19 protein-coding genes and 1 pseudogene are annotated in these 26873 nt (G+C 60.9%); 6 read left to right on the top strand and 14 right to left on the bottom strand.

The window, feature by feature from the left end; all coding sequences use genetic code 11:
- The first annotated feature begins 8 nt into the window (after positions 1 to 8).
- From QF043_RS22940 to QF043_RS22930, 3 genes are read left to right on the top strand one after another with little or no spacing between them, the layout of a single operon-like run.
- On the top strand, positions 9 to 1133 hold the full coding sequence (locus QF043_RS22940; RefSeq protein WP_307420280.1) for a GNAT family N-acetyltransferase: 1125 nt from the start codon (positions 9 to 11) through the stop codon (positions 1131 to 1133).
- The gene (locus tag QF043_RS22935) at positions 1133 to 2911 is read left to right on the top strand and encodes a HAMP domain-containing sensor histidine kinase (protein ID WP_307420279.1); all 1779 of its coding nucleotides are present in this window, start codon (positions 1133 to 1135) and stop codon (positions 2909 to 2911) included. Before QF043_RS22940 ends, QF043_RS22935 begins: the two co-directional genes overlap by 1 nt.
- The gene (locus QF043_RS22930; protein WP_307420278.1) at positions 2901 to 4298 is read left to right on the top strand and encodes a sigma-54 dependent transcriptional regulator; all 1398 of its coding nucleotides are present in this window, start codon (positions 2901 to 2903) and stop codon (positions 4296 to 4298) included. The genes QF043_RS22935 and QF043_RS22930 overlap by 11 nt, the downstream gene beginning before the upstream one ends.
- Positions 4299 to 5618: 1320 nt before the next feature.
- Here QF043_RS22930 and QF043_RS22925 read toward each other — a convergent pair.
- The 8 genes from QF043_RS22925 to QF043_RS22890 form a co-directional block, all read right to left on the bottom strand.
- A complete protein-coding gene (locus QF043_RS22925) occupies positions 5619 to 5957 on the bottom strand; it encodes a GlpM family protein (protein ID WP_069786192.1) in 339 nt (112 codons plus the stop codon).
- On the bottom strand, positions 5957 to 7294 hold the full coding sequence (locus QF043_RS22920; RefSeq protein ID WP_056858828.1) for a sigma-54 dependent transcriptional regulator: 1338 nt from the start codon (positions 7292 to 7294) through the stop codon (positions 5957 to 5959). Before QF043_RS22920 ends, QF043_RS22925 begins: the two co-directional genes overlap by 1 nt.
- On the bottom strand, positions 7294 to 9195 hold the full coding sequence (locus QF043_RS22915) for an ATP-binding protein (protein WP_307420276.1): 1902 nt from the start codon (positions 9193 to 9195) through the stop codon (positions 7294 to 7296). The genes QF043_RS22920 and QF043_RS22915 overlap by 1 nt, the downstream gene beginning before the upstream one ends.
- Before the next feature lie 189 nt (positions 9196 to 9384).
- Positions 9385 to 10119, bottom strand: coding sequence for an amino acid ABC transporter ATP-binding protein (locus tag QF043_RS22910; protein ID WP_049709764.1), 735 nt, complete (start codon positions 10117 to 10119; stop codon positions 9385 to 9387).
- Positions 10116 to 10787, bottom strand: a complete 672-nt coding sequence (locus QF043_RS22905; RefSeq protein WP_236374203.1) for an amino acid ABC transporter permease — start codon at positions 10785 to 10787, stop codon at positions 10116 to 10118. Before QF043_RS22905 ends, QF043_RS22910 begins: the two co-directional genes overlap by 4 nt.
- Positions 10787 to 11533 carry an amino acid ABC transporter permease gene (locus QF043_RS22900; protein WP_017137031.1) on the bottom strand — a complete coding sequence of 249 codons (747 nt, stop codon included), beginning with the start codon at positions 11531 to 11533 and terminating at the stop codon, positions 10787 to 10789. The genes QF043_RS22905 and QF043_RS22900 overlap by 1 nt, the downstream gene beginning before the upstream one ends.
- 194 nt (positions 11534 to 11727) lie before the next feature.
- Entirely contained in the window at positions 11728 to 12654 is a 927-nt protein-coding gene (locus tag QF043_RS22895; RefSeq protein ID WP_065928902.1) for a glutamate/aspartate ABC transporter substrate-binding protein, read from the bottom strand.
- Between the two features lie 388 nt (positions 12655 to 13042).
- Positions 13043 to 15367, bottom strand: coding sequence for a TonB-dependent siderophore receptor (locus tag QF043_RS22890; RefSeq protein ID WP_307420275.1), 2325 nt, complete (start codon positions 15365 to 15367; stop codon positions 13043 to 13045).
- A 124-nt stretch (positions 15368 to 15491) separates the two neighbouring features.
- Here QF043_RS22890 and QF043_RS22885 point away from each other — a divergent pair, with 124 nt between their 5' ends.
- Entirely contained in the window at positions 15492 to 16202 is a 711-nt protein-coding gene (locus QF043_RS22885) for a tetratricopeptide repeat protein (RefSeq protein WP_307420273.1), read from the top strand.
- A gap of 49 nt (positions 16203 to 16251) precedes the next feature.
- On the opposite strand, the gene glpD is transcribed toward QF043_RS22885, so the two are convergent.
- The 4 genes from glpD to QF043_RS22865 all read right to left on the bottom strand — a co-directional run bounded on the left by glpD (position 16252) and on the right by QF043_RS22865 (position 21367).
- Positions 16252 to 17790, bottom strand: coding sequence for a glycerol-3-phosphate dehydrogenase (gene glpD / locus QF043_RS22880; RefSeq protein ID WP_307420272.1), 1539 nt, complete (start codon positions 17788 to 17790; stop codon positions 16252 to 16254).
- Positions 17791 to 18075: 285 nt separating this feature from the next.
- The gene (locus tag QF043_RS22875; protein ID WP_010212755.1) at positions 18076 to 18831 is read right to left on the bottom strand and encodes a DeoR/GlpR family transcriptional regulator; all 756 of its coding nucleotides are present in this window, start codon (positions 18829 to 18831) and stop codon (positions 18076 to 18078) included.
- A 95-nt stretch (positions 18832 to 18926) separates the two neighbouring features.
- A complete protein-coding gene (gene glpK / locus QF043_RS22870; RefSeq protein WP_138453704.1) occupies positions 18927 to 20432 on the bottom strand; it encodes a glycerol kinase GlpK in 1506 nt (501 codons plus the stop codon).
- A 77-nt stretch (positions 20433 to 20509) separates the two neighbouring features.
- Positions 20510 to 21367: an MIP/aquaporin family protein gene (locus QF043_RS22865; RefSeq protein WP_056857650.1), complete on the bottom strand. Its 858-nt coding sequence runs from the start codon at positions 21365 to 21367 to the stop codon at positions 20510 to 20512.
- Between the two features lie 325 nt (positions 21368 to 21692).
- Between QF043_RS22865 and ybaK the strand changes: the two genes are divergently transcribed.
- Entirely contained in the window at positions 21693 to 22163 is a 471-nt protein-coding gene (ybaK, locus tag QF043_RS22860; protein WP_017137036.1) for a Cys-tRNA(Pro) deacylase, read from the top strand.
- Between the two features lie 141 nt (positions 22164 to 22304).
- Here the strand turns inward: ybaK and QF043_RS22855 are convergent, their stop codons facing one another.
- On the bottom strand, positions 22305 to 23414 hold the full coding sequence (locus QF043_RS22855; RefSeq protein WP_056857628.1) for an ABC transporter ATP-binding protein: 1110 nt from the start codon (positions 23412 to 23414) through the stop codon (positions 22305 to 22307).
- Positions 23411 to 24331: an ornithine carbamoyltransferase gene (gene argF, locus QF043_RS22850; protein ID WP_056857627.1), complete on the bottom strand. Its 921-nt coding sequence runs from the start codon at positions 24329 to 24331 to the stop codon at positions 23411 to 23413. The genes QF043_RS22855 and argF overlap by 4 nt, the downstream gene beginning before the upstream one ends.
- A gap of 422 nt (positions 24332 to 24753) precedes the next feature.
- Between argF and QF043_RS22845 the strand changes: the two are divergent.
- Positions 24754 to 26863: pseudogene (locus tag QF043_RS22845) on the top strand (molybdopterin oxidoreductase family protein).
- Positions 26864 to 26873 lie beyond the last annotated feature (10 nt).

Here is a 26873-nt window from a genome sequence, read left to right as displayed (position 1 = left end):
GACTAGACGTGATTACCGCTCAAGCCTTCTCGACTATCCGGGCCATCCCGCGTTGCGCCTGGAATGACTGCTTTCCCGCAGCCCTGGAGGATTGGGATTTTTACGTTGCCGTGGAAAACGCCGCGATCGATGATTTCAAGTGGCGTTACCTGGCCGTCTACGACGATGAAACGCTGGTGGCCGTTGCCGCCGCGTTCATCACTTATTATCGCCTCGACACCACGGTGTCGGGCGCCGGCAAGCGCTTTACCGAGCGCCTGGAGCGACTGTGGCCGGGTGTTTTGCGCTTGCAGCTGTACGCCATCGGCTCGCCGGTGGCCGAGCGTTGCGACGCGGGTATCGCCAGTCACGTGCACCAGGAGCAGCGCCCGCTGCTGATCAAGAACTTGCTGGAGGCGGCCCGCCAGGACGCCAATACCTTCGGGATTGGCCTGGTGGCGGTCAAAGACGTGCCGACTCATGACCTCGACTGGGCAGACAATTGCCGTCAGGCGGGCTTTCAGAGCATGCCAAGTTTACCCAGTGGCTGGCTGACGGTGCCTTACGGCTCGGTGGACGCCTACCTGGGCTCGCTGTGCAAGGCGACCCGCAAAGACCTGCGCCGCAAATTGCGCGCGCCGGGCCCACGGGTCGAGTGGCGGTACACCATTGATGACGTGTTACCCGAGGTGATGCGCCTGTACGAAGACACGCTCAGCCGCGCCGATTTGCAGTTCGAACGCCTGCCGGCAAGTTACTTCACCGGCATCCTGGAACGGCTGCAAGGGCGTGCGGTCTGTGCTCTTTACTGGGTGAATGAGCGGCTGGTAGCGTTCAACCTGGTGTTGTTGGACGAGCACCGCCTGGTCGATAAGTTTTTCGGGCATGACCGTGAATTTACCCGCGAATACAGTTTGTACTTTCGCTACTGGCTGACCAATGTCGACTACTGTATTGCACACAAGATCCCGCTGTACGAGTGCGGTCAGGAGGGTTATGCCAGTAAGCTGCGCCTGGGCTGTAAGTTCCAGGGCAACAGCATGTTCTTCCGTCACCGTAACCGGCTGGTCAACAGCGTGCTCAAGCTCGTGAAAATGTATATAAGACCGGATCGATCCGACCCTGCCATGGCTGCTGCGATAAGCGAAACCTGATGATCACCAAGACCCGCCAAAAAGCCCGCCCCTTTGCCATTTCGCGTTGGAGCGTCCAGCGCAAGCTGGTGCTGGCGTTCTGGCTGGTCAGCGTTATCCCGACCATGATCGCGGCCGAACTGGCGGCGACCACCTTGTCGCAGATTTTCGACAGCAACGTGCGCATCTGGCTGCAAGAGTCGACCAAGATCGTCAAGGACGAAATCGGCGACATCCTGCATGACAACGCGCGCATGGCCAAACTGTTCCTGCGCTACACCGCGCCACCGTCGAGCAAGCAAGCGGCCAAGCATGACCGCCTGACCGCGGACATCGCCGACGCCACCGATATCGATGTGGTCGCGCTGATCCGTGTGAGTGACCACAAAGTGGTGTTCAGCACCGCGGCAGACGATGTGGTCAAGCAGATCAACCTGACCAGCAACGCCGTGTTGCAGACCGTGCAAGTGGCCGGCGTGACCACAGGCCTGGTGGTCTCCACATTCGAAACCACCCAGGAGGGCGTCGATTACCTGCTGCTGGTGGCCACCTACCTGGACAGCAGTTTCCTCACCAGCGTGGCCGATGTGCATTCCCTCGACCTGCGCCTGTACCTGGCCAACCCCCAAGGGTTTTCCGAGATCTTCTCGACCCAGCGTTTTGAAAACCACCCTTCGCGCATCCCGAAGAATGTCGAAACCGCCATGCGCGCCACCAAGCAGCCGAGCGAGCAGTTCACCAATAACTACAGCGGGTTGTACTGGCCGATCTTCAATGACGCCGGCGAACTGCAAGGCGTGATCTTCAGCGGCCTGTTGCGCCATACCAGCCTGGTGGGGCTGGTGAATCAGAGCAACCTGTTCGTGTTGATCTTCCTGCTGAGTTCGGCGTTGTCCCTGGGCGCCGGTGTGCTGGTGTCACGCCGCCTGACCAAACCGCTGCGCGATTTATCCCAGGGCGTTGACGCGGTGATCTCGGGCAATTACGAACACCGTGTGTTGGTCACTGGCGGCGATGAGCTGGCGCAACTGAGCAGCACCTTCAACCACATGACCGAGCGCCTGGGCGAGTTGCATCACCTTGAAGCCCAACTGCGTCGCCGCGACCGGCTGCATGCTTTGGGCGAAGTCGCCATGGGCCTGGCCCACGAGATTCGCAACCCGCTGGGCATCATCAAGACCGCCACCCAATTGCTGCACCGCCGAGTTGACCTGCCGGACACCGACAAGCGCCACCTCGAATACGTGATCAGCGAAGTCAGCCGCATCAACGACCTGATCACCGAGTTTCTGGATTTCGCCAAACCCAATCCGCCCCTGCGTGTGTTGCAGGCGGCGCGCCCGGTGGTGGAAGAAATCCTCGGCTTTTGCAGCCCGGAACTGGCCACCCATAACATTGATGCGCACATCGATGACCAGTCGCCCGGCGCGACAATCTATGCCGATGCCAAGCAACTCAAGCAGGCGTGCCTGAACCTGATCCTCAACGCCATCGACGCGATGCCCGGAGGCGGGCGCCTGACCCTGGGCATTCGCAGCGTGGACGGCAACACGGTGATCAGCATCGCCGACACCGGCCAAGGCATTCCGGCCGATATGATCGAGCGCATCTTCACACCATTCGTCACCACCAAGGCCTCGGGCACGGGCCTGGGGCTGGCTAAAGTCTATTCGATCATGGAAAGTCACGACGGCAGCATCGAATGTGCCAGTGAGAAAGATGCCGGCGCCACCTTCAGCCTGTACATTCCGGCCCATGGCGAAGACGACGGCGACGATGAGGAAGTTCATGACGCATAACGTATTGGTAGTCGACGATGAGCCCAAGCTCTGCGACTTGCTGTCATCGGCCTTGAGCCAGAATGGCATCCAGGTCTTTACCGCCGGCAACGGCCTGCACGCACTCAAGGTGCTGGAGCAGGAAGACATCGACCTGGTGATCAGCGACTGGCGCATGCCGGGCATGGACGGGCCGGCGCTGCTGGCCGAGATAAAAGTGCGCTTTCCGGAGTTGCCGGTGATCGTGATGACCGCCTACAGCACGGTCAAGAACGCCGTGCAGTCGATGCGCAACGGCGCCTATGACTACATTGCCAAGCCGTTCGATATCGACGAGCTGGACATCACCGTGGCCAAGGCCCTGCAGTTTCGCGACATCATGCGCGACAACGCACGCCTGCGCGCCGAGCTGGATCACCATGCGCAGTTCGACAGCCTGGTGGGCGACAGCCCGGCGTTTCGCCAGGTGCTGCACGCGGTCGATTCGGTACGCGACAGCAACGCGACCATCCTGCTGACCGGCGAAAGCGGCACCGGCAAGGAAATGGTCGCGCGAGCGATTCACAAACATGGCAGCCGCGCCGACAAGCCGTTCGTGGCGGTCAACTGCGCGGCCATTCCCGAAGGCTTGCTGGAAAGCGAGATGTTCGGCCATCGCAAAGGCGCCTTTACCGGCGCCGTGGCCGACCGGGTAGGGCGCTTTATGCAGGCCGACCAGGGCACTTTGTTTCTGGATGAAGTGGGCGATATGCCGTTGGCGTTGCAGGCCAAAATCCTGCGGGCCTTGCAGGAGCGCGTGATCGAGCCGGTGGGCGACCCCCGCGAGCGCAAGGTGGATGTGCGCGTGATCGCCGCCACCAACAAGAACCTGCTGGATGCGGTGGCCAATAAAGAGTTTCGCGAAGACCTGTATTACCGCCTCAATGTATTCCCGATCCCGTTGCCGGCCCTGCGCGAGCGCGCCGAAGACATCGTGCCCCTGGCCCGCCACTTCGCCCAGACCCTGAGTGCTACGGCGGGCAAACGCATCACCGGTTTCAGCCCCGAGGCATTGCAGGCGATGGCGGCCTACCACTGGCCGGGCAATATCCGTGAGCTGCAGAACTGCGTGGAGCGGGCGACCATCGTCGCGGCTTCGCCGGTGATCGAAGACATTGACTTGCCGGCTTACCTGTTTGCGTCCAAGCCTGCCGAGGATGGCGTTGCGGCGCTGCTCGGTGATACACCGGGCGTGCCTGCCGACCTGGATGCGGCGCTGGCTGAGGTTGAGAAAACCTACATCATGGCCGCGTTGAACGAGAGCAACGGCGTGCAGGCCGCCGCGGCGGCGAAGATCGGGATTTCCGAGAGGAGCTTCTGGTATCGGCTGAAGAAGCTGGGGATTCAGGTCGAGAAGATCATTCGCTGATCTATCAGGCTCACCATGAACCCCAATGTGGGAGCTGGCTTGCCTGCGATAGCGGTCTGTCTGGGCCAGATAAGTTGGCTGATACACCGCCATCGCAGGCAAGCCAGCTCCCACAGGTTTAACCGCGTTGTGTCAGGCGTGGACGCGGACCCACACGCTCACCAACACCGTCGCCGCCATCAGCCACTGAACTCAATGTGGGAGCTGGCTTGCCTGCGATAGCGGTCTGTCTGGGCCAGATGAGTTGGCTGATACACCGCCATCGCAGGCAAGCCAGCTCCCACAGGTTTAACCGCGGTGTGTCAGGCGTGGACGCGTACCCACACGCTCACCAACACCGTCGCCGCCATCAGCCACTGAACTCAATGTGGGAGCTGGCTTGCCTGCGATAGCGGTCTGTCTGTGCCAGATGAGTTGGCTGATACACCGCCATCGCAGGCAAGCCAGCTCCCACAGGTTAAACCGAGGTGTGTCAGGCGTGGACGCGTACCCACACGCTCACCAACACCGTCGCCGCCATCAGCCACTGAACTCAATGTGGGAGCTGGCTTGCCTGCGATAGCGGTCTGTCTGTGCCAGCTAAGTTGGCTGATACACCGCCATCGCAGGCAAGCCAGCTCCCACAGGTTAAACCGAGGTGTGTCAGGCGTGGACGCGTACCCACACGCTCACCAACACCGTCGCCGCCATCAGCTACTGAACCCAATGTGGGAGCTGGCTTGCCTGCGATAGCGGTATTTCTGGGCCAGATGAGTTGGCTGATACACCGCCATCGCAGGCAAGCCAGCTCCCACAGGTTTAACCGCGTTGTGTCAGGCGTGGACGCGTACCCACACGCTCACCAACACCGTCGCCGCCATCAGCCACTGAACTCAATGTGGGAGCTGGCTTGCCTGCGAGCGGTCTGTCTGGGCCAGATGAGTTGGCTGATACACCGCCATCGCAGGCAAGCCAGCTCCCACAGGTTAAACCGAGGTGTGTCAGGCGTGGACGCGTACCCACACGCTCACCAATACCGTCGCCGCCATCAGCCACTGAACTCAATGTGGGAGCTGGCTTGCCTGCGATAGCGGTCTGTCTGGGCCAGATGAGTTGGCTGATACACCGCCATCTCAGGCAAGCCAGCTCCCACAGGTTTAACCGCGGTGTGTCAGGCGTGGACGCGGACCCACACGCTCACCAACACCGTCGCCGCCATCAGCCACTGAACTCAATGTGGGAGCTGGCTTGCCTGCGATAGCGGTCTGTCTGGGCCAGATGAGTTGGCTGATACACCGCCATCGCAGGCAAGCCAGCTCCCACAGGTTTAACTGCGGTGTGTCAGGCGTGGACGCGTACCCACACGCTCACCAACACCGTCGCCGCCATCAGCCACGCCACCGCCGCCACGGCGAGTGACGCCTCCAGGCGCATGCGGTCGACCATCACATACAGCGTCGCCAAATACACAAAATACGGAATGATCGACCACATCCCAAACAGGATTGTGGTCTTCAGGTCGTCCAGCGAACGGCCTTTGCCGACGATGTAGTGCGCGATCAACGCAAAGGTTGGAAACAGCGGCACCAGCCCTGCGATGTAGTAGTTTTTGGTCTTGGCCAGCGCCGCCAGGATCAGCACCACCGCCGCGCCCAGGGCGGCTTTCAGGAGTAAGTCCATCAGTGGCTCAACCCGTATTTCTTGACCTTGTCGAACAGCGTGGTCTTGGCCATTCCCAGTTCCAGGCTCGCCTGGGTAAGGTTGCCGCCGCTGCGTTGCAGGGCATCGTTGAGCAGGTTGCGCTCGAAGGCTTCCACCGCCTCGGTAAAGGCCAGGCCGTGATTGCTGCTGCTGGCGCCGCTTTTCTTGAAGGCCGGCAAGCCCAGCGCAAAGCGCTCGGCGACGTTGCGCAGTTCACGCACGTTGCCTGGCCAGTCGTGGCTCATCAGGGTCGAGACGGTCTGGTTGTCCAGCTCCGGCACACTGCGGTCAAAACGCAAGGAGGACTGCTGCAGGAAGTGTTCGAACAACTGCAGAATGTCCTCGCGGCGCTCGCGCAGCGGTGGTAATTCCAGGGTCACCACGTTGAGGCGGTAGTACAGGTCGCTACGGAACTGGCTGGCGCGGCTCAGCTCGTCAAGGTCGGATTTGGTCGCGGCAATCACCCGGCAATCCACCGCCACGCTCTGGTTGGAGCCCAGGCGTTCCAAGGTGCGTTCCTGCAACACGCGCAGCAGCTTGATCTGCAGGTTGATCGGCATGCTTTCCACTTCGTCGAGGAACAGCGTGCCCTCATGGGCGTGTTCGATCTTGCCGATACGCCGCTTGCCCGCGCCGGTAAAGGCGTTGGCTTCGTGGCCGAATATTTCGCTTTCGAACAGGTTCTCCGGCAGGCCGCCGCAGTTCAGGGCAACGAACTGGTGGTCGTGGCGCCGGCTGAAATCGTGCAAGCAACGCGCGACCAGTTCCTTGCCGGTACCGGTTTCGCCTTCGATCAGCACGTTGGCCGAGGTGTCAGCGACGTTGGCGATCAGCTCGCGCAGGTTCTGCATGGCGGGCGAGCGGCCGATGATGCGGCCTTCCAGCGAGTCGCGCTCGGCCAGTTGGCGGCGCAGCGACCAGACTTCCCGCGCCAGCCCACGTTGCTCAAGGGCGCGGCGCGCCACATCGACCAGGCGTTCGGGGGAGAAGGGTTTTTCCATGAAGTCGTAGGCGCCGTTACGCATGGCGCCCACTGCCATCGAGATATCGCCATGGCCGGTGATCAGCACCACCGGCAGGCTTTTATCCAGGGCCTTGAGGCGGGTCAGCAGCTCCAGGCCGTCGATGCCTGGCAGGCGAATGTCGCTGATGACGATGCCGGCAAAGTTCTCGCCGATGCGCTTGAGGGCTTCTTCGGCGCTGCCCACACCCACGCTGTGAATGTCTTCCAGCGCCAGGGCTTGCTGGCAGCCGAGCAGCACATGGGGGTCGTCTTCGACGATCAGAACGGTGAGGTCTTTAGGATCGGTACTCATCATGTCGACTCAGCTTTTTGGGTGCCCACCAACGGCAGGCACAAGACAAAGGCAGTACCACCACTGGCCGGGTGTTCCACGGCGAGGTTGCCGCCGGTGGCCGCCGCCAGGCTGGCGGAAAGGGTCAGGCCCAGGCCCAGGCCTTGTTCGCCGGGTTTGGTGGTGAAGAACGGTTCGAATAAATGTTTGCGCGCTTCGGGGTCGATGCCGTGGCCATTGTCGCGCACGTGCAGACGGTATTTACCGTCGGCGCCCTGGCCGTCCAACCATAGCTCGGGTGTCGGCTGAGCTTGCATCGCATCGAGCGCGTTGCCGATCAAGTTGACCAGGATCTGTTCCAGGCGGGTCTGGTCGATCTGCAGCTGGGCGGCGGCGAAGTCGCGGTGCACGGTCAACGGCAAGCCGTCCAGACGCGCGCCCAGCACCTGGAAGGCGGCGTCCACGGCTTTGCCCAGGTTGGCTTCGCCCTGGTCATCACCGCGCCGGGCAAACGAGCGCAGGCTGGCGGTAATGCGGCCCATGCGGTCGATCAGCTCGTTGATGGTCTTGAGGTTGGCGCTGGCGGTGTCGAGGGCGCCACGTTCGAGGAAGCGCACCGTGTTGCCCGACAGCGTACGTAATGCCGCCAGCGGCTGGTTAAGTTCATGGGCAATGCTGGTCGACATCTGGCCGATGGCCGCCAGCTTGCCGGCCTGCACCAGTTCATCCTGGGCGCGGCGCAGGGTTTCTTCGGCCTGGCGGCGTTCGCGGATCTGGCCCTTGAGCCGTTCGTTGCTGGCGCGCAGGTCGGCGGTGCGTTCGGCAATCCGTCGTTCCAGCTGGCTGTTGGCTTCCTGCAAGGCTTCGCGCGCAGCGAGGCGGGTGGCGATGACTTTGCGCCGCTCGTTCCAGGCGATCAGCAAGAACGCGACCAGGCCAAAGGCGACCGCCACCAGAATGCCCTGATTGATCGCGGCGCGGCGCAAGTCGTTAAGCGGGGTCAGCAGGGTGAAGTTCCACGGCGTGTCGCTGAGCGGGCGGGTCTGGGCCAGGTAGCTGACTTCACGCTCGTCGTTGACCACTTCGCTGTTGGCCGGGAAGGTGAGTTTCTCGGTGCCTTCGTTGAGGCGCTCGCGGGCCAACGGCTCCAGCTCGTTCAACGTTGCCCAGTAATATTGCAGGCTGTGGGCCAGGCGTTCCTTGGTGTCATCGCTCAGCGGGCGCACGGCCTTGAGGCGCCGGGCCGGGTCGCTGGAAAGGATGATGATGCCGTTTTCGTCGCTCACAAAGGCTTCGAGGCGCGCGCGCTGCCAGCGTTCTTCGAGGGCTTCAAGACGCACTTTGACCACGGCCACGCCGATGATCTTGCCGTGCTCTTCGAGGCCGTGGGCCAAGTAGTAACCGGGTTCGCCGTTGGTGCTGCCAATGCCATAGAAACGGCCGGGCTGGCCGCGCACGGCATTTTGGAAATAGGCACGGAAGGACAGGTCTTCACCCTGGTAACTGTCGGCATCGCGCCAGTTACTGGTGGCCAGCACGCGGCCGGTGGTGTCCATCACGTAGATGGCCCGACTGCGACTGCGTCGGTTCAGGCCTTCGAGGTAACCGTTGACCGTTTGCCGGGTTTCCTGGCTCGGGTCGGCCAGCAGCCTGGAGACGCTGGATTCGAGCTCCAGCAGGCTGGGCAGGTAGGTGTATTTGCTCAGCTCGCTTTCGACGGTGCGGGCATGCAGTTCCAGCTGGCGCTCGCCGTTGTCGCTGAGGGTGCGAATGCCATAGTACTCACTGACCCAGAAGCCGATGTAACCCAGGCCGACCATCAGGGCGATGATCAACGGCGGCAGGAACAGTTGGCGAATCAGACGAGGTTTCACGGCAAGTGATGGCGGTGCGGCGCGAAATTGGTTGGGGTCGCATTTCATCACAGATGCCTTGGGTCAGCTACCAATGTGAATACAAGGATCTTTGCCTGGGAATGCTGATTGTGGCGAGGGAGCTTGCTCCCGCTGGAGAGCGAAGCGCTCCCAGCTTTTGGGGCCGCTGCGCAGCCCAGCGGGAGCAAGCTCCCTCGCCACAGTAAAGCCTCTGAGCACTGCCTGTATTCAGCGTAATCAGTGCTGCAGGATTTTCTCAAGGAAGTGCTGCGCGCGTTCGGAGCGGGCGCTGATGTCGCCGAAGAACTCCTCTTTCGGGCAGTCTTCGATGATCTTGCCGGCGTCCATGAAGATCACACGGTCGGCCACTTTGCGCGCAAAGCCCATTTCGTGGGTCACGCACATCATGGTCATGCCTTCGTGGGCCAGTTGCACCATCACGTCGAGCACTTCGTTGACCATTTCCGGGTCGAGGGCCGAGGTCGGTTCGTCGAACAGCATGACGATCGGGTCCATGGCCAGGGCGCGGGCGATGGCCACACGCTGTTGCTGGCCGCCGGAGAGCTGGCCCGGATGCTTGTGGGCGTGTGCCGACAGGCCAACGCGTTCAAGCAGTTGCAGCCCTTTCTTGGTGGCTTCTTCCTTGCTGCGGCCCAGCACCTTGATCTGCGCGATGGTCAGGTTTTCGGTGATGGTCAGGTGCGGGAACAGCTCGAAGTGCTGGAACACCATGCCCACGCGCGAGCGCAGTTTGGGCAGGTTGGTCTTCGGGTCGGCGATGGAGGTGCCGTCGACCACGATGTCGCCCTTCTGGAACGGTTCCAGCGCGTTGACGCACTTGATCAGGGTGGATTTGCCCGAGCCCGATGGGCCGCACACCACGATCACTTCGCCTTTTTTGACATCAGTGCTGCAATCGGTCAGCACCTGGAAGTCGCCATACCACTTGTTGATGTTCTTGATAGAGATCATACGGCAAACCTTTTTTGCAGACGCTTGACCAGCAGCGAGGCGGAAAAGCTGATGATGAAGTAGACGACACCGGCGAAGATCAGGAACTCATTGGAGCGGCCGATGATGTCGCCGTTGGAGCGGGCGGAGTTGAGGAAGTCCACCAGGCCCACGGTGTAGACCAGCGAGGTGTCCTGGAACAGGATGATCGACTGCTGCAGCAGCAACGGGGTCATCTTGCGGAACGCCTGGGGCAGGATGATCAGGCGCATGGTCTGGCCATACGTCATGCCCATCGCCTGGGCTGCGGCCATCTGGCCCTTGGGGATCGACTGCACGCCGGCCCGCACGATTTCACAGAAGTACGCGGCTTCGAACATCATGAAGGCCACGACGCAGGAGGTGAACGCACCGATCGGGGTGTCTTCGCCGGTGATCCAGCGCAACACGAACGGCACCGCCAGGTAGAACCAGGTGATCACCAGCAGCAGCGGGATCGAGCGGAAGTAGTTCACGTAGGCGCCGGCCAGGCGTGACAGCAGTTTGCTGGACGACAGGCGCATCAGCGCCAGGACCGTACCCAGCGCGATACCGCCGACCACGCCCATGACCATCAACTGCAAGGTCATGACCATGCCGTTCCACAGGCCCGGGATGGCGGGGATGATACCGCTGAAATCGAAGTCCATTATTTACCCCCCACGGAGATCAGGCCGGGCACCGCGACTTTCTTCTCGATCACGCGCATCAGCAACATCAGGCTCATGTTCAAGGTGAAGTAGATCAACGTGGCCAGGGTGAAGGCTTCAAACAGGTTGGCCGAAAACTCGGCGGTCTGTTTGGTTTGCGCCAGCAGTTCCATCAAACCGATCAAGGACGCCACGGAGGAGTTCTTGAACACGTTGAGGAATTCGGAGGTAAGCGGCGGAATGATGATGCGGTAGGCCTGGGGCAGCAGCACGTTCCAGTAGATCTGCGGCAGCTTGAAGCCCATGGCACGCGCTGCAGCTTCCTGGCCACGCGGCAGCGCCTGGATGCCGGTACGCACTTGTTCGCACACCCGGGCGGCGGTGAAGAGGCCCAGGCACACGACAACGCTCAGGTAGGCCGAGGTGGTCGGGTTGAGGTCTTGTTTGTACCAGTCCTGCAGGTTCTGCGGCAGCATATCGGGCACCAGGAAGTACCAGATAAACAGCTGCACCAGCAGCGGCACGTTACGAAACAGTTCCACGTAGCAGGTCGCGATGCCCGCTACGAGGCGGTTTGGCACGGTGCGCATGACGCCCAGAATGGAGCCAAGCAACAAGGCGATGATCCATGCCACGACAGCGATGGCGATGGTCCAGCCCAAACCGGCGATGTACCAGTCGAGATAAGTCTCGCTGCCAACGCCGGTGGACTTGAAGAACACGCCCCAGTCCCAGTTGTAATTCATTAGGGTCTCCCCTCGAGATCGATCGATGTACAAGCACCTGCTTGGGGAAGATCCTTTCCCGCCTGACGGTGAACGCCAGGCACACGCGATCGGCTCGAAAACCGCCAGGTCGAGTGTTCCACAATAAAGCCAGCAGGTAGTAACAGACGCCTGAGGGAGGGTTGGCTCCCTCAGGACATAAGCTTAGTCAGGTATCAGATTTTTACGTCAGGGGCTGGCTTGTCGCTTGGGTTAGCGATCAGCTCCTTAACCTTTTCGCTCATCGGGAAGTTCAGGTTCAGGCCTTTTGGTGGGATCGGGCTCTCGAACCACTTGCTGTAGATCTTGTTGATCTCGCCGGACTTGTACAGGGCGACGATGGCGTCATCCACGGCTTTCTTGAAGGCCGGGTCGTCTTTACGCACCATGCACGCGTAGGCTTCGAAGGACTGTGGAGTACCGGTGATGACCCAGTCGTCCGGCTTCTTCGCCTTGGCTTCTTCGCCGGCCAGCAGGGCATCGTCCATCATGAACGCAACGGCACGGCCGCTTTCGAGCATCTGGAAGGATTCGCCGTGGTCTTTGGCGGAGATGACGTTCATGCCCATCTGCTTGTCGGCGTTCATCGCTTTGATGATGCGCTCGGACGTGGTGCCGGCGGTGGTCACGACGTTTTTGCCTTTCAGGTCGGCAAAGTCAGCGTAGGACGGCTTGCCATCCTTGTCCTTCTTGACCAGCAGGCGGGTGCCGATTTCGAAGATGTTGACGGTGAAATCAACTTGCTGGGCGCGTTCGGCGTTGTTGGTGGTGGAGCCGCACTCAAGGTCCGCAGTGCCGTTCTGGATCAGCGGGATACGAGTCTGCGAAGTCACCAGGTTGTACTTGGTCTTCAGGTCGGGCTTGTTCAGGTCTTTTTTCAGGGCTTCAACCACAGCCAACTGAACGTCGTGGGAGTAGCCCACGGGTTTGCCCGAGCCATCCGCGATGTAGGAAAACGGAATGGAGCTGTCGCGGTGAGCGAGGGTGATGGTGCCGGAGTCGTTGATTTTCTTCAGTGTGCCGGTGAGTTCGGCGGCGAAAACTGGAGTGCTGATCAGAGCAGCAGCGATAGCTGCGCCCAGGATATGGGGAACGATGCGCATCAATACTTCCTCGACATTTGTTTTTTTTATGAAGCCGGCTTAGCGGCTCTCTTTGTACTGCGAATGCCCATGACGGCTCCTAAGGCGCCTCAGGCAATCGTCAGGGAGTGTAGAGCATGAGTCGTGCCATACCGGAAATAAAAGGTTATATGATTGATTTATAAGGAGATTAACTTTGTGTTACGAGGGATTTGTAACAGTGCGGTCCGGCAAACCGAATCGTTTGGGGTGTAGCGTTCGGAAAACCGAATGCTTGATACGGATAGATGGAGATCCAAATGTGGGAGCGGGCTTGCTCGCGAATGCGCAGTGTCAGTCAATACAGCTTTAACTGATCCACCGCATTCGCGAGCAAGCCCGCTCCCACATTTTTGACCGAGATCCGCTCTTAGAAGGTGTAGTCCGCCGACACCACCGCCGCACGCCCGTCACCCGGCACTGCCCAACCGTTGTTACGGATGCGTGTCAGGTATTGCTTGTCGAACAGGTTGTTGACGTTCAACTGCAGGTTCAGCTGTTTATTGACCTTGTAACCGAGCATCGCGCGCTGTACCGCGTAGCCAGGCGCAGTCGGTGCCCCGGCGGCACTCACCAGGTACTGCTTGGACTGCGCAGTAATGCCGTAGCCCACCTGGAAGTCATACGGCAGGTCGTACACCGTCCACAGGCTTGCCGCATGTTTGGGCGTAAACGGCAGCGGTTCACCTTTCTGCGCGTCGAACCCGGTGCTGGCCAGGGTGAAGTCGCTGGCGCTGCGCAGCACGCGGGTGTCGAGGTAGGTGTAGTTGGCGAAGACCTTCCACTTGTCCGTGATCGCGCCGCTCAGGCCCAGTGCAACGCCGTCCGCCCGTGCCTTGCCGTCGAGCGATTGCGTGCCGCTGAGGTTGGTTGGGTCATTGCTGGCGACTTTGTAGTTGGTGCGGTCATTACGGAAGACTGCGCCAGTGATCGACAGGGCGTTGTCGAAGAAGTCCCACTTGGTGCCAATCTCATAGCTGACCGCGGTTTCCGGAGAGACGTTGCAGTTGTTGATGGCGGCCGTGTTGTTCTTGGCCGGGGTGTAGCAACTGCCGTTGACGCTGGCCTGGGACGGCGTCTTGCTGTTGCCGTAGGCAATGTAGAGGCTGCCGTTTTCGGCCGGCTTGTACACCAGCGCCAGGCGATAGGACGTCAGGTCATCCGCCTGGCCGAAGCGCCCGCCAGGGGTTTCCACGCCGGTGCTGGAGTAGGCGTTGGTCACCGAACTGCCGGCGTTGTGCTCGTAGCGCAGGCCGCCGTTGATTTCCCATTGCGGGTTGAGCTTGAGCGTGTCGAAGGCATAGGCGGCGCGGTTGTTAAGCGCACCGTCGATGTGCGCCGCGCGGGTGAAGTTGACCGGGCCGGTCCACTCCGAGTTCGGGTCACTGAAGCTGACGGGTGATGGCACGATGGTGCTGCCGTTGGCGTTGGTCAGCCATTTGCCGGTGTCCGCCTCGTATTCCTCGCGGCTGATGGCGATGCCGGTCACCAATGTATGCTCGACGAAACCGGTGCTGAAGTGGCTGGTCACGTCAGTCTGGTTGGTGAACATTTTGTTCTGGGTGTTGCGCTCGTTACCCAGCGAGCCGCCGCTTGGCTGGAAGTAGCCGGGTTTGAGCCCGCCCGTGCACGGGGCGCCGGTGATCTGGGTGCCGGTGGCCAGGCAGCCGGCCTGGGCGCCTTCGGGGCCGGAGGCGCGCAGGTCTTGGCGCACGCGCTCGACGCGGGTGAAGTTGCGCACCGATACGGCGTCGTTGAAGTCGTGCTCGAGCTTCAAGCTGAACGCGTCCGAGGTGATTTGCTGGTCATTGATGTTGTGGTAGCCGTAGTAGTCGCTCCAGCCCACGCCCGGCATCGGTTTGCCGTTGTAGATCGGGATGCCGTACTGCGGCGTGTTGTCGTCTTTCTGATGCTCATAACTGACGGTCACACGCGTCGGTGTGCCCAGGCCGAAAGCGATCGAGGGCGCGATGCCCCAGCGCGAGTAATCTTCATAATCGCGGCCCGGCACGTCGTTACCATGGGCCATCAGGTTCAACCTGAAGGCGGTGGTGTCGTTGAGTTGCTGGTTGGTGTCCAGGGTGAGGCGCTTGTAGCTGTCGGTGCCGATGCCGGCGCTGACGGTGGTTTTATCGCGCAGCTCAGGTTGCTTGGTCACCAGGTTGATGGTGCCGCCGACTGCACCGGAACCCGAATACACCGAGCTTGCGCCGCTGACGACTTCGACCTGTTCGAGGTTGAACGGGTCGGTGCGGCTGTATTGCGCGCTGTCGCGCACGCCGTCGACGTAGATGTCGCCACTGGCCGAGAAGCCGCGCAGGTTGATGCTGTCGCCATAACCGCTGCCGCCTTCGCCGGCCCCAAAGGTGATGCCGGGCACGGTGCTGAGCACATCGCGCAGGGTCAACAGGTTCTGGTCATGAATGACTTCCTTGGGCACCACCGTGATGGTCTGCGGCGTATCGCGCAGCAACTCGGTGTATTTGGGGGATGAGGGAGCGGCGGGGTTGTAAGTGCTCTGGCTCGGCGCCTGACCTTCGATACTGGTCGCGCCGAGCTGGATTACGCCCGTGCCGTCATCTGCTGCCGTCTGCGCCGCATAACTGAATCCTCCCTGCGCAGCCACTGCCAAACCCACTGCCGACGCGAGCAAATGCCGCGATGAAAGGGGGGCAGAACTGATCCCGGTAGCCATTGATTATTCTCGTGTGGGTGAAAGTGAGAGGCGATCGTAATTGATAAAGGATCTCAAATGTAATAGTTTGTAACGAAATAATTCATGAAACTTTTGCGGTCACAGATCGCGATACAGGGCAGTCATGCAGAGCGATCCGTCGGATATCGGTGAAAACCCACGTGCCTTTGCACGTTGGGTCATGCATGCCGCGCAACTGGGCGATGTCGACGCGCAGGCAACACTGGCGCAGCTGTTACTTGACGGCCGTGGCGTGCAGAAGGATGAGGCGCTGGCGCTGAGCTGGTTTCGCATCGCTGCACGCCAGCGTCACCCCATGGCAATCAACATGATCGGGCGTTGCCTGGAGAACGGCTGGGGTTGCGCGATCGATCTGGCGGATGCCGCGCAGCATTACCGACAGGCCGCCGAGCTGGGCCTGGATTGGGGCTTGTACAACTACGGGCAATTGCTCACCGGCGGGCGTGGTGTAGAACGTGACCTGGGCGCGGCGTATGCGCTGTTTGCGCAGGCGGCGGATAAGGGCCACGCCAAGTCGATGAACCTGCTGGGGCGTTTCCACCATGAGGGCGTGGTGGTGCCCAAGGATGTGCGCCTGGCCAAAGCGTGGTATCAGCGCTCGGCCGAGGCCGGGGATTTTCGCGGGCAGTACAACCATGCTGCGGAGTTGGTGGCAGAGGGCGATGAAGCCCAGGCCTGCGTATGGCTTGAGCGTGCGCTGGCGACGGCGACGCCGGGGTTCCTGCAGGCAGCTTATCCAGTGCTGCTGGGCTCGACGTTCGGCGCGATTCGCGACATGGGCCTGCGCTATCAGCGCCAGGCACACGCCACATAAAAAAGCCCCTGGACCTTGCGGTACAGGGGCTTCTCGTTACTGGCTGCGATCAGGCAGCTTCAATCTTTGCGCGGTTTTGCTCGACCTTGGACAGGTAGCGCTGCACGTTGTCCTGCTCTTGCGGCGTGGTGAACAAGCCCAGCTTGGTCCGGCGCCACAGCACGTCCTGCGGTTGCGTCACCCATTCTTCAGCGCACAGGTAATCGACTTCGCGGGTGTACAGGCCGCCACCCAGGTGTTCGCCCAAGTCAGCCAGCGATTGCACGCCTTCGAGCAAGCGCCAGGTACGGCTGCCGTACGTGGTGGACCAACGGCGTGCGATCTCACTCGGCACCCAGTCAAATTTGGCGCGAATCGCTTCGGCCAAGGCTTCTGGCGTGGTCATGTTTTCGCCACCCGGCAGGCTCGCCGTGGCGGTCCAGCTTGGGCGCATCTGCGTGAAAAACGGCGCCAGTTGCGCCATCGCCGACTCGGCCAGCTTGCGGTAGGTGGTCAACTTGCCGCCGAACACGGACAGGATCGGCGCTTCACCATTACCGCCAGACAGTGACAGGGTGTAGTCGCGGGTAATGGCCGACGGGTTATCGGATTCGTCGTTGCACAGCGGGCGCACGCCGGAGTAGGTGTGCACGATGTCGTCGCGGCTCAGCTGCTTCTTGAAGTGCGCATTGACCACTTTGAGCATGTAGTCGGTTTCACCTTCGGTAATCGCAACTTTCGCCGGGTCGCCAGTGTACTCACGGTCGGTGGTGCCGATGATGGTCAGGTGGTTCAAGTACGGAATAGTGAAGACGATGCGCTGGTCTTCGTTCTGCAGAATGTGCGCATGCGCACCTTCGTAGAGTTTCGGCACGATCAAGTGGCTGCCCTGGATCAGACGGATGCCGTAAGGCGAGTCCAGCTTCAGGTCTTCCTTGATGAACTTGGCGACCCACGGGCCGGCGGCGTTCACCAAGGCGCGAGCGCGGATCGAGAACAGGCTGCCATCGGCGCGTTCCATGTTCATTTCCCACATACCGTTGCTGCGATGTGCGCTGATGCAACGGGTCTGGGTGTGGATATGCGCGCCTTTTTCGCGGGCGGCCATGGCGTTGAGCACCACCAGACGGGCGTCATCGACCCAGCAGTCGGAGTATTCGAAGCCTTTGGTGATTTCGCTTTTAAGCGGGCTGTCGGGGCCGAACTTAAGGCTCTTGGAACCGGCGAGTTTTTCGCGCTTGCCCAGGTGGTCGTACAGGAACAGGCCCGCGCGAATCATCCACGCCGGGCGCAGGTGCGGGCGGTGCGGTAACACGAAGCGCATCTGCTTGACGATGTGCGGGGCCTTGGCCAGCAGCACTTCACGTTCGGCCAAAGCTTCGCGCACCAGGCGGAACTCGTAATGTTCGAGATAGCGCAGGCCACCGTGGATCAGCTTGCTGCTGGCCGAAGAGGTGTGGCTGGCCAAGTCGTCCTTTTCGCAAAGGAATACCGACAAACCGCGCCCGGCTGCGTCTGCTGCAATGCCGACGCCATTGATCCCGCCGCCAATTACGGCAACGTCATAGACTTCGGCAAGCGGTGGAGCAGGCAAGGTGGAAAGGTTCATCGGCTGGCCTCGCGATCTTTTCGTCTTGGAATTCGAACATTAATGTTCATTTGCGAAAATGGTAGCTGATAAACGCGCGCACAGCCACCTGACTTCGATTGAAAAAACTCATCGAAGGGCGGAAAAAGGAAAAATTGTGAACATGAGCCAAGGAAAGGCTCGAGAGCGGGGGGGCGATATATCGCCATCGCGGGCAAGCCCGGCTCCCACAGTTGACCGAGTGCCTGCATGAGAATGCGGTCAACTGTGGGAGCGGGCTTGCCCGCGATGGCGCCAGTCCAGGCGCTAAACCACTTCCAGCCTGACTTTGTGCTGATTCAACAACTGCACCAACGCCGGCACCGGCTGCTGATCGGTCACCAGGCAGTCCACCAGACTGATCGGCCCCAAGCGAATCATGGCATTGCGCCCGAATTTGCTTGAGTCCGCCGCCAGGATCACCTGGCGTGCATTGGCGATGATCGCCTGGGAAACCCTGACTTCCTGATAATCGAAGTCCAGCAGGCTGCCGTCCTCATCAATACCGCTGATGCCCACCAAGGCAAAGTCGACCTTGAACTGGTTGATAAAGTCGACACTCGCCTGGCCCACCACACCGCCGTCACGGCGCACGTTGCCGCCGGTCAACAGCACGTCGAAGTCGTCCTTGGCACTGAGCATGGTCGCAACGTTGAGGTTGTTGGTGATGATTTTCAGGTGGTTGTGATTGAGCAGCGCACGCGCGATGGATTCGGTGGTAGTGCCGATATTGATAAACAGCGAGGCGTGATCAGGGATTTGCGCGGCAATGGCTTCGCCGATGCGTTGTTTTTCGTCACGCATCTGGTCGGCACGCATGGCGTACGCGGTGTTCTCGACACTGGAGTCATAGGCCGCACCGCCGTGGTAGCGGCGCAGCAGATTGGCGTCCGCCAGTTGGTTGATATCGCGGCGGATGGTTTGCGGGGTGACAACGAATAGCTGCGCCATCTCCTCGATACTGACGTAGCCGCGTTCGCGCACCAGTTCGAGGATTTGTTGTTGGCGGGGAGGCAGATTCATGGGGCGTCCTTTGGGCTGCCATACAAAAGTGGCCCATGATGCCGCAGCAATCGACTCCCCGCCAGTTACAACCCGATATGGGTCCGGCGGTTGGCTTATTCAGCGCCTTCGTGCGGTTCCCAGTCGCGGGTGCGGCTGACTGCTTTTTGCCAGCCGGCGTAGAGCTTCTCTTTGGCGGCTTCATCAAGCTGTGGTTCGAATTCGCGCTCGATCACAGCCTTGCCACGCAGTTCTTCCAGGCTGCCCCAGAAACCACAGGCCAGGCCTGCCAGGTAAGCGGCGCCGAGTGCCGTGGTCTCGCGCATTTGCGGGCGCTCGACCTGGGTGCCGAGGATGTCGGCCTGGAACTGCATCAGGAAGTTGTTGGCCACCGCGCCGCCGTCCACGCGCAGGGCTTTGAGGCGTTCGCCCGAGTCCTGTTGCATGGCGTCCAGCACGTCGCGGGTCTGGTAGGCAATCGACTCCAGGGCGGCACGAATAATGTGATCCACGCGCACGCCACGGGTCAGGCCGAACAGCGCGCCACGGGCATACGGGTCCCAGTACGGGGCGCCCAGGCCGGTGAAGGCGGGCACCAGGTACACGCCGTTGCTGTCCTTGACCTTGCCGGCGAAGTATTCGGTGTCGGTGGCGTCGGCGATGATTTTCAGCTCGTCACGCAGCCATTGCACGGTGGAGCCACCGTTGAAGACCGCGCCTTCGAGGGCGTAAGCCACTTCGCCACGCGGGCCGCAAGCGATGGTGGTGAGCATGCCGTGCTTGGATTTCACGGCTTTGTCGCCGGTGTTCATCAGCAGGAAGCAACCGGTGCCGTAAGTGTTCTTGGCCTGGCCGGCTTCCACGCACATCTGGCCGAACAGCGCCGCTTGCTGGTCACCGGCAATCCCGCCGATGGCAATGCCGCTTTTGGTACGGCCGTAGATTTCCGAGGAGGACTTAACTTCCGGCAGCATTTCGCGCGGTACGTCGAGAATCTCCAGCATCTTCGCATCCCACTCCAGGGTGTGGATGTTGAAGAGCATGGTGCGCGAGGCGTTGGTGTAGTCGGTGACGTGGGTCTTGCCGCCGGTAAATTTCCAGATCAGCCAGCTGTCGACGGTACCGAACAGCAGTTCGCCGTTGCGTGCACGCTCGCGGCTGCCTTCGACGTTGTCGAGGATCCACTTGAGCTTGGTGCCGGAGAAGTACGGGTCGGTGACCAGGCCGGTGGTGTCGCTGATGTATTGCTCGTGGCCGTCGCGCTTGAGCTGCTGGCAGATCTCGGTGCTGCGGCGGCACTGCCACACGATCGCGTTGTAGATCGGGCGGCCGGTGATCTTGTCCCAGACCACGGTGGTTTCACGCTGGTTGGTGATACCGATGGCGGCGACCTGGTCATGGTGCAGGCCGGCTTGTGCCAGGGCCTCTACCATTACCGCGCTTTGGGTGGCGAAGATTTCCATCGGGTCATGTTCGACCCAGCCGGCTTGCGGATAATGCTGAGCGAATTCACGCTGGGCGGTGCAGACCACGTTAGCGTCACGATCGAAGATGATCGCCCGCGAACTGGTGGTGCCCTGATCGAGGGCAATGATGTAGTTCTTATTCTGAATGTCGGTCATGTCAATTGCCTTGGACGAAATAAGGAAGTCGGAAATCAGCCTGGGCCGCGAAGGGCAGGGGCGCCAGGCCGGCGCTTTCAGGAAATACGAGTCTTGCCGTTGACAGCCGTGTCAGGTGTTTCTTCAGCTATAGCAGGTGCGGCGCTTGGCAGGTGGCGGGCAATCAGCCCGCGGTAAGCCGCTGCGCCGAGGCAGGCGCCGACAATCGGCGCGAAAATCGGTACCAGGAAGTAAGGAATATCGCGGCCGCCAGTAAAGGCCATTTCACCCCAGCCGGCGAAAAAGGTCATCAGCTTGGGGCCGAAGTCCCGCGCCGGGTTCATCGCAAAGCCGGTCAACGGGCCCATGGCGCTGCCGATTACGGCAATCAACAGGCCGATCAGCAGTGGGGCCAACGGGCCACGGGGCAGGCCGTTGTTATCGTCGGTCAGGGCCATGATCACACCCATCAGGATGGCGGTGATGACCATTTCCACCAGAAATGCCTGGGCCGTGCTCAGCAAGGCATGCGGGTAGGTGGAGAACACCGATGCCAATTCCAGGCTGGCCTGGGAACCGCGCACCATGTGGTGAGTTTGTTCGTAATCGAAAAAGAGGTTGCTGTACAGCGTGTAAACCAACGCCGCCGAGCAGAAGGCACCAGCGATTTGCGCGAGGATATAGAAAGGCAGTTTGCGTTTTTCAAAATCGGCAAAGATGCACAGGGCGATACTCACCGCCGGGTTGAGGTGCGCCCCGGAAATACCGGCTGTGAGGTAGATCGCCATACTCACGCCGATCCCCCAGATAATACTGATTTCCCACAGCCCGAAGCTGGCACCCGCGACCTTGAGCGCAGCGACACATCCTGTACCGAAGAAGATCAGAAGCGCAGTCCCCAGGAACTCGGCCATGCATTGGCTCGAAAGTGAAGGCTGTTGAAGAGCAGTAGTCATGGCAAACCTCGATTGTTGTTCTTGTTGGCGCATAGCCTCAACGGGCCATTGCGCGATTTTCACCGTAATCAGGATCCCCATCCTGACTGCAGCTTCCCGCTGGAACACTGGAGCACTATTCCTACAGTATTCGGAAACGAAAAAATATAGACAAGAATGACCGCTGTCAAAGGTCGAAAGTGAACCATTGGTCATTTTCGAACTATTGGTCTGGTGAATGATCACGGGTGAGGCTGTAGGTGTTCACGGCAGGAGGGTCGCACTAGAGCGTTTTGCGCGGGCTTGGCCTAGAATTGGCGATCTTTTTGCTGCGCCAGGAGTAGACATGACCCCCGCACTGGACCTGTTGAAAAAAGTTCGCGCCGAACATCGCATCCACAGTTACGAGCACGACCCCAAGGCCGCGTCTTATGGCCTGGAGGCCGCGGAAAAATTGGGGCTCGACCCGGCACAGGTGTTCAAGACCTTGCTGGCCAGCAGTGAGAAAGGTGAATTGTTGGTGGCGGTGGTGCCGGTCGTCGGAAGTCTGGACCTGAAGGCGCTGGCCCATGCGGCCGGCGTTAAAAAAGCCGAGATGGCCGATCCGGTCGCGGCGCAGCGCTCTACCGGCTACCTGTTGGGCGGCATCAGCCCTTTAGGGCAGAAGAAGCGTTTGCGCACATTTATCGATGAGACCGCGCAACAGTTTGCGACGATTCATGTGAGTGCAGGTAGAAGGGGGTTGGAAGTGGAATTGGCCGCAGCGGTGCTGGCCGAGCATACCCAGGCCAAGTTCGCGCCGATTGGGCGGGGCTGAAATTCACTGCTGAATCCACTAAAAACCCAATGTGGGAGCTGGCTTGCCTGCGATGGCATCACCTCGGTTCAACTGACAGACCGAGGTGCTTGCATCGCAGGCAAGCCAGCTCCCACATTTTTACCCGGTTTCGTCAGTTGCTCAGTGCGCCGGGCTGTAACGTCGCACGCCAGATTCGACTTGAGGAATCTGCGCCGCCGTGCTGCCAGACGCTTGAAACAACACCAGATGCTCCGCCGCTACCCGAATCCCCACCTGCGCACCGACCTGATGGTCTGCATGGCTGGGGAAAATCGACTCCAGCTGTGCGCCGGTTGGCAGTTGCAGGCGGTACAAGGTCGAAGCGCCAAGGAACGTTTTGCCGACAATTCGCGCTTTCAACGCGCTGTCCGGCGCATAAACGATGTCATCCGGGCGTAGCAGAACATCCACCGCGCCACCGGTTGGCCAGGTATAGGCACGATTGCCACGCAAGTCACCCAGTTCGGTACTCACCGATTCCGGCGAGCTCAGTTGCCCGCGTATGAAGTAACCCTGGCCGATAAAGCTGGCGACATAAGGCGTCTGCGGTTCGTGGTAGAGGTTGTAGGGCGTGTCCCACTGCTCAAGGCGGCCTTCCTTGAATACGCCCACCTGATCACTCACGGCGAAGGCTTCTTCCTGATCATGGGTGACCAGAATCGCACTGGTGCCACGCGCCTTGAGAATGTCGCGCACCTCATGGCTGAGCTTGCGCCGCAGTTCGCCGTCGAGGTTGGAGAAGGGTTCGTCGAGCAGCAACAGTTGCGGCTCCGGCGCCAGCGCGCGGGCGAGGGCGACGCGTTGTTGCTGGCCGCCGGAAAGCTCGTGGGGGAAGCGCTTGCCGAGGTTTTTCAGGTTGACCAGTTCCAGCAGTTCGGCAACCACGCGGTCTTTTTGCGGGTGCTTGCGAATGCCGAAGGCGATGTTGTCGGCCACGCTCAAATGCGGAAACAGCGCGTAGTCCTGGAACACCATGCCGATGCGACGTTTCTCCGGCGCCAGGGTGAACCCGGCGCTGGAGATTACTTCGCCGGCCAGGCTGATTTCGCCCTCGTGCACCGGTTCAAACCCGGCAATCGCCCGCAAGGTCGTGGTTTTGCCGCAACCCGAGGAACCCAGCAGGCAGCCGATGTCGCCGGCGTTGAGGTGCAGGTTGAGGTTCTGCACCACCCGTTGATCTTGATAGCCGCATGCCAGATTGCGCAGGTTCAGCAGTAATGGCTGGCTCATGCGTGGTGGTACGACGGCGGGACGAGGAATTCGAGCAGCGCCTTCTGCGCGTGCAGGCGGTTCTCGGCCTGGTCCCACGCCACCGAACGCTCATCGTCGAGCAGGTCGAGGCTGATTTCTTCGCCACGGTGCGCGGGCAGGCAGTGCATGAACAGCACGTCCGGCGCGGCCAGGTCTAGCAAGGCGCGGGTGACCTGGAACGGCGCGAACAGCGCCAGGCGCTTGGCGGTTTCTTCTTCCTGGCCCATGGAGGTCCACACATCGGTGCTCACCAGGTGTGCGCCGATGACCGCGTCACGCGGGTCGCGCACCAGGGTCACACGATCGCCGGCCTGGGCCAGGAAACGTGCATCCGGCTCGTAGCCTTCGGGGCAGGCAACGCGCAGTTGGAAGTCGAACTGGATCGCCGCTTCTATATAGCTGTTGCACATGTTGTTGCCGTCGCCGATCCAGGCCACGGTCTTGCCCTGGATCGAACCACGGTGTTCAAGGAAGGTTTGCATGTCGGCCAGCAACTGGCACGGGTGCAGGTCATCGGACAGGCCGTTGATCACCGGTACCCGCGAGTTGGCGGAAAATTCGGTCACGGTGCTGTGGGCAAACGTACGGATCATCACCGCATCGAGCATGCGCGACATCACGCGGGCGGCGTCGGCAATCGGCTCGCCACGGCCCAGTTGGGTGTCACGCGAGGACAGGAAGATGGCTTGGCCACCCAGCTGGATCATGCCGGCTTCGAACGACACGCGGGTGCGGGTCGACGACTTCTCGAAAATCATCCCGAGCACACGGTTTTTCAAAGGCTCGAACAGTACGCCGCGGTTACGCAGGTCTTTAAGCTCAATGCCTCGACGGATCACGCTGACCAGCTCTTCGGGCGTGCAATCCATCAGGGAGAGAAAGTGCCTTGCGCTCATCATTAACTACCTTTTTGCAACAGACCGCAGATACTCAAAGCCTTGTTTATTGTGACAACGGGCGAGACCTGCGGCGAAAGCCGCACGGGGCGACGAAATAGGGGAAGGCGCGATCTTATAATTAAATGTCGCGTCTTACCAATAGGGCTACAGTTTTTAAGGGTGTTCAAGAGGGGCGCCGGAGCGCTTTTGAAGACTGATTCCTGACAGCAGCGACCCATTTGTACACTGGCGCCAAGACCTTTTGCAATGTGTCGGGCGGGCCTGGAGCGGGTTGTGTCGGTTTCGGAGCGCATATGCAAAGATTTGAAACACTTGCCCATGGTCTGGCCTGATGCCCCTCGATTCACAGGACGAACGTTGCTGGTGCGCGTCCGGATGTCGGGCCATAGTTGGGCCAAAGCCCAATAAAGAGACTGGCCATGACCAAGACTCTCCACCACCGTGCCTGCCATCTGTGTGAAGCCATCTGCGGTCTGACCCTGGAAACCACCCAGGCGGACGACGGCAGCCTGGCGATCACTTCCATCAAGGGCGACCCGCTGGATACGTTCAGTCGCGGACACATTTGCCCAAAAGCCGTGGCGCTGCAGGACATCCAGAACGACCCGGACCGCCTGCACCAGCCCATGCTGCGGGTGGGCAGCGACTGGCAGCCGATCCCGTGGGACGAAGCCTTTGCGCTGGTGGCCGAACGCCTCGCAGGCATTCAGGCCCGGCACGGGCAGAATGCGGTGGCGGTGTATCAGGGCAACCCCAGCGTGCATAACTATGGGTTGATGACCCACAGCAATTACTTCCTTGGCCTGCTGAAGACGCGCAATCGGTTTTCCGCCACCTCGGTGGACCAGTTGCCCCATCACCTCACCAGCCACCTGATGTACGGCCATGGCTTGTTGCTGCCGATTCCGGACATCGACCACACCGACTTCATGCTGATCCTGGGCGGCAACCCGCTGGCGTCCAACGGCAGCATCATGACGGTGCCCGATGTGGAGAAACGCCTCAAGGCCATCCAGGCGCGTGGCGGCAAAGTGGTGGTGGTTGACCCGCGGCGCAGCGAGACGGCGGCGATTGCCGATCAGCATGTGTTCGTACGGCCCGGCGGCGACGCAGCGTTGCTGTTCGGGCTGCTCAACACCTTGTTCAGCGAAAACCTGACCCGCGACAGCCATTTGCCGATTGCTGGCCTGGAGGCTGTGCGCCAGGCGATTGCCGGGTTTACCGCCGAAGCCATGAGCCACCAGTGTGCCGTGCCTGCCGAGCAGATCCGCCAGTTGGCGCGGGACTTTGCGGCGGCGGACAAGGCCGTGTGCTACGGGCGCATGGGCGTATCGACCCAGGCCTTCGGCACGCTGTGCCATTGGCTGGTGCAATTGATCAATCTGGTCACGGGCAACCTCGATCGTGTCGGCGGCGCCCTGTGCACCACGCCGGCGGTGGACCTGGTGGCCTCCACGGGCGGTGGGCATTTCAATCGCTGGCAAAGCCGGGTGTCCGGGCGTCCGGAGTACGGTGGTGAGTTGCCCGTTTCGGCCCTGGCCGAAGAAATGCTCACTGAAGGCGAAGGGCAGATCCGCGCCCTGGTGACCGTGGCCGGAAACCCGGTGCTGTCCACGCCTAACGGCCGCCAACCTGGAGAAGGCCCTGGACGGTTTGGAGTTCATGGTCAGCGTCGACCTGTATATCAACGAAACCACGCGCTATGCCGACCTGATCCTGCCGTCCACTTCGGCGCTGGAAAACGATCACTACGACACCACATTCAATATGTTTGCGGTGCGTAACGTCACCCGCTTCAATCGCGCGATCCTGCCCAAGCCTGTTGGCGCGTTGCATGATTGGGAGATCTTTGTCGGTTTGGCCAAGGCCTTCGCTGCGCACACTGGGGCCGCGCTCAAGCCAACCATGGCGCCGGCGCAGATGATCGACTTTGGCTTGCGCGCCGGGGTCTATGGCGATGCCTCCGAGCACAAACTGTCGGTGGCCATGCTCGCCGATCATCCCCATGGCGTAGACCTGGGGCCGCTCAAACCTAATCTGGCCGCACGCTTGAAAACCGCCGACGGCCACGTGCAGGCGGCGCCTGCGGTGATCCTGGCGGACCTGGCGCGGTTCGCTGCGCAGCCGGTGCCAGTGGTCAATGAGCTGTTACTGATCGGCCGTCGGCATGTGCGCAGCAACAATTCCTGGATGCATAACTATCACCGCCTGGTGAAGGGCAAGCCGCGCCATCAACTGCATATGCACCCCGACGACCTGGCCAGCCGACAATTGAGCGATGGGCAGTGGGTGCGCGTCAGCTCACGCATTGGTGAGATTGAAGTGGAAGTGGTGGCCAGCCTGGACATGATGCCCGGTGTCGTCAGCCTGCCTCACGGCTGGGGGCACGGTCGCCCAGGCGTGCGCATGACCATCGCCAGTGAGCAGCCCGGGGCCAGTGCCAATGACCTCACCGACGAGCGGCAATTGGACGAATTGTCTGGAAACGCCGCGCTCAATGGCGTGCCGGTGCAGGTGGCCGCCGCATAAGGCCCGAGCA

The organism is Pseudomonas sp. W3I7 (genome assembly GCF_030816095.1).
In the GTDB taxonomy this organism is placed as follows: domain Bacteria; phylum Pseudomonadota; class Gammaproteobacteria; order Pseudomonadales; family Pseudomonadaceae; genus Aquipseudomonas; species Aquipseudomonas salomonii.
Note: the sequence above shows the minus strand (reverse complement) of the source record. Positions and strands in the feature narration are given on the sequence as shown.